This is a genomic window from Kitasatospora sp. MY 5-36 (genome assembly GCF_001182915.1).
GTDB lineage: Bacteria > Actinomycetota > Actinomycetes > Streptomycetales > Streptomycetaceae > Kitasatospora.
On record NZ_LFVW01000870.1, the window covers coordinates 1 to 3,694 of the forward strand.

4 protein-coding genes are annotated in these 3,694 nt (G+C 71.2%); 3 read left to right on the forward strand and 1 reads right to left on the reverse strand.

Annotated elements, in window-relative coordinates:
- From AE652_RS37490 to AE652_RS37500, 3 genes are all read left to right on the forward strand, one after another.
- Nucleotides 1-2,297: collagenase (locus AE652_RS37490; RefSeq protein ID WP_049659742.1), on the forward strand; the 2,297-nt coding region annotated here is incomplete at its 5' end.
- A 215-nt stretch (nt 2,298-2,512) separates the two neighbouring features.
- A complete protein-coding gene (locus tag AE652_RS37495; protein WP_049659744.1) occupies nt 2,513-2,749 on the forward strand; it encodes a toxin-antitoxin system HicB family antitoxin in 237 nt (78 codons plus the stop codon).
- Complete coding sequence (locus AE652_RS37500; RefSeq protein ID WP_049659745.1) at nt 2,746-3,174, forward strand: hypothetical protein; 429 nt, start codon at nt 2,746-2,748, stop codon at nt 3,172-3,174. Before AE652_RS37495 ends, AE652_RS37500 begins: the two co-directional genes overlap by 4 nt.
- A gap of 139 nt (nt 3,175-3,313) precedes the next feature.
- Here AE652_RS37500 and AE652_RS37505 read toward each other — a convergent pair.
- Nucleotides 3,314-3,694 (reverse strand): GNAT family N-acetyltransferase (locus AE652_RS37505; protein WP_049659747.1); only part of this gene is annotated, 381 nt, incomplete at its 5' end.

The window sequence follows — 3,694 nt, forward strand, 5'->3', positions numbered from 1 at the left end:
AGCCGAAGGCGCCCCCGGCCAAGCCGGCCCTCGCCGCCCGCGGCGCCGCCGGAGCGGCCGCCGCGCAGAGCTGCACCCCGGCCGACTTCGGCAGCCGCAGCGGCGCCGACCTGGTCTCCTTCATCGAGGGCTCGACCACGGACTGCGTCAACACGCTGTTCAACGTCACCGGCACCGACGCGGGCAGCATCTTCAAGGAATCGAAGATGCTCACCGTCGCCGACGCCTTCCGGACCATGGCGGCCGGCTACACCGGCGACAACTCGACCGCCATCCTGCAGCTCGTGCTCTTCCAGCGGGCCGGCTGGTTCGTGCAGTCGAACAACGCGGACGCGGTGGGCCCGTACGGCGCGGCCCTGACCAGCGGCTCCAAGGCCGCCCTCGACGCGTTCTTCGCCGCCCCGCACCGCACCGACGTCAGCGACGCCAACGGCGCCGTGCTCAACGAGGTGCTGGTGCTCACCGACAGCGCCAACCTCCAGGGCAGCTACCTGGGCGTCTACAAGCAGGTGCTGACGGCGTACGACAACTCGTACAACGCCTTCCCGAAGATGCTCAAGGCGGTCAACGCGGTGCTCTCCGCGCCGCTGTGGCGGGGCAACTGGAACCCCGACTTCGTCAGCGCGGTCGGCGCGGACCCGAGCATCGGCGCCACCCTCGGCGACTTCGCGCTGAACCACAAGGACCTGCTCGGCACGGCCAACGCCTACCTGGACGTCAACGCGGGCAACGACCTCGGCCGGATGGCCGGCGACGGCCCGGTGGTCGAGGCCGCGGTCAAGGGCAAGGTCAAGGCGGTCCTCGACGGCGCGCAGATCACCGGCGCCACCGGCCCGCTGTACGTCCACACCGCCTACCAGGCCAACAGCTTCGACCCCGGCCAGTGCTCGTACTACGGCATCTGCGACCTGCCGGCGAAGCTGACCGCCGCGGTGCTGCCGAACCAGCTGGTGTGCGACAACCGCACCATCCAGACCGAGGTCCTGTCGCCCGCCGACCTGGCCGCGGTCTGCGCCAGCCTGCGCGGCGAGGACATCTTCTTCCACAAGCTGGTGAAGGACAACGGTCCGATCCCCGGTCAGTACGACAAGGAGCTCACCCTCGCGGTCTTCGCCAACCAGGCGGACTACCTGACCTACTCCTGGGCGATCTTCAACAACTCCACCGACAACGGCGGACAGACCGTCATGGACCCGACCGACCCGAACAACCGGGCCGTGTGCGTGATGTACCAGAAGTCCTGGAACGACGGCTTCACCGCCAACGTGTGGAACCTCAACCACGAGTACACCCACTACCTGGACAACATCTACGACCTCAAGGGCAACTTCTCCACCGAGATCTCCGTCCCGGACATCTGGTGGATCGAGGGCGTCGCCGAGTACGAGTCCTACGCCTACCGCGGCACCACCGACACCCAGGCGATGGCCGAGGCCGCCAAGCACACCTACAAGCTGAGCACCCTCTTCCAGAACACGTACGGCAACTCGGACACCGTGCGCACCTACCCGTGGGGCTACCTGGCCGTCCGGTACATGTTCGAGAAGCACCCGGCGGACATCGACGCCATGCTCGCCCACTTCCGCACCGGCGACTACCAGGGCGGCTACGCGGTCTACAACGGCATCGGTACCCGCTACGACGCCGACTTCGACGCCTGGCTCGACACCTGCGCCGGCGGTGCCTGCCTGGCGGCCGGCCCGACCGCGCTGTTCGGCCAGTCGGTCTCCGGCGCGACCGTCACGCTGACCGACAAGTCCGTCCAGACCGGCGCCGGCCGGCTCACCGCCTGGCACTGGACCTTCGGCGACGGCAGCTCCTCCGACCAGCAGAACCCGACCCACACCTACGCGGCCGCCGGTACCTACACCGTCGCGCTGACCGTCACCGACGACACCGGCAGGACCGCCAGCACCCCGGCCTCCGTCGCCGTGACCACGGGCGGCGGCGGTGGCCCGACCACCCCGCCGGCCTGCACCGACCCGCGCGCCGACGCGCTCGGCAAGAACTGCTCGCGCGCCAACCTGTCGGCCACCGCCGGCAACCTGGACTACCTGTACGTCTACCTGCCGGCCGGCACCAGCACCCTGAAGATCACCACCTCCGGGGGCACCGGCACCGCGTACCTGTACTACAGCGACAGCACCTGGGCCTCGCCGAGCGCCTACACCGCCGCCTCCACCAACGCGGGCACCACCCAGAGCATCACGGTGACCAACCCGACGGCGGGCTACCGCTACGTGAGCCTCTACGCGAAGAGCGACTTCAGCGGGGTGACCGTCAGCACCCAGTTCTGATCCGTCCCCTTCCGGCGCGGGCCGGGTCCGTGGCAGCCAGCCGCGGGCCCGGCCCGTCCGGCGTTCCGGCGCCTCGCCGGCGGCCCGTCCGGCGTTCCGGTGGCTGCCGTCCGGCGCCGCGGTGACGGCCGGGTTGCGCGGGGGCGTGCGGCAGGTGTGCGGGCGGTGTGCGCACGCCCTTGTTGTGCTAGCACTTGAGCGCTAGCTTGAACGGCATGGGTAAGAAGCAGCTGAACGTGCGGGTCGACGCCACGACCGCCGAGATGGCCCGGGAACGGGCGGAGCAGCAGGGGATCTCCATGAACCAGTACATCGAGCGCCTGGTCCAACAGGACATGGGCGAGTCAGGGCGGGCCTTCGTGGACGCGGCCGCGCAGTTCATGAAGGAGTACGAGTCGGCCTTCCTCGCCGAGTTCGGGGAGCCCGGCGACCTCCAGGACGTGCGCCGTTGAAGCTGGAGGTCGACCTCTCGTGGCTGCTCATGACCGCCGAGCAGTACACGCCCGGTGATCCGCAGGTCACCGACTACGGCTCGCTGCTCGCGGCGGTCACCCGCCACCAGGCCGAGATATTCGACATCTCGGTCTACCCCGAACCACAGGACCGCGCCGCCGCGCTGATGCACCAGCTGATCCGGGTGCCGGCACTGGAGAAGACCAACGAACTCTTCGCGACCGCCGTCGCCTACGCCTACCTCGTCGCCAGCGGCTGCACCGTCGCCACCACCGCCCGCGAGGTGCGCAGCCTCTCCCGGGCCATCCGCGAGGGGCGGCTCGGGGTGTCGGGCGTCGCCGAGCGGCTCGCGGCCTGGGTGGTGGACGAGGCGGAGGGGGAGGAGGTCAGCGGGGCGGACGAGGAGGACGAGGACGACGACTGACCGGCGCCGTCCCCGTTCCCGTTTCCGTTCCTGCCGGGGCCTTTCGGGCCGGGGCCGGTGGGCGGCCTGTTACGCGGGGGGGCTCCTGCCGGGCGGAGGGTTCCTGCCGCGTGGCAGGCGCCTGCCGGGCGGGGGGCTCCTACTGGGCGGCAGGCTCCTGCTGGGCGGCGGGCTCCGCGATCAGGGCCGTCGCGAAGGTGCGGAAGCCGGCCCGGCGGTAGATCCGGGCGACGTCCTCGTCGGCGGCGGACAGGAACACCGTCCGCACCCCGTTCGCCCGGGCGTGCTCGACCAGGGCCGCGGTGACCGCCAGGCCCAGCCCGCGACGGCGCGCGGACGGGAGCGTGCCCACCCCGGCCACCTCGGTGACCGGGCCCACCGGGTTGTGCTGGCCCGCGCACAGGACCGTGCCGTCCTCGACGGCTGCGGCCAGCACGGTGGTGCCGGTGGCGATCCGCCGGGCGATCCGCTCCGCCGTGCCGTCGGCCGCCAACGTCGCCGCGCGCTCGGCGAGTTCGGC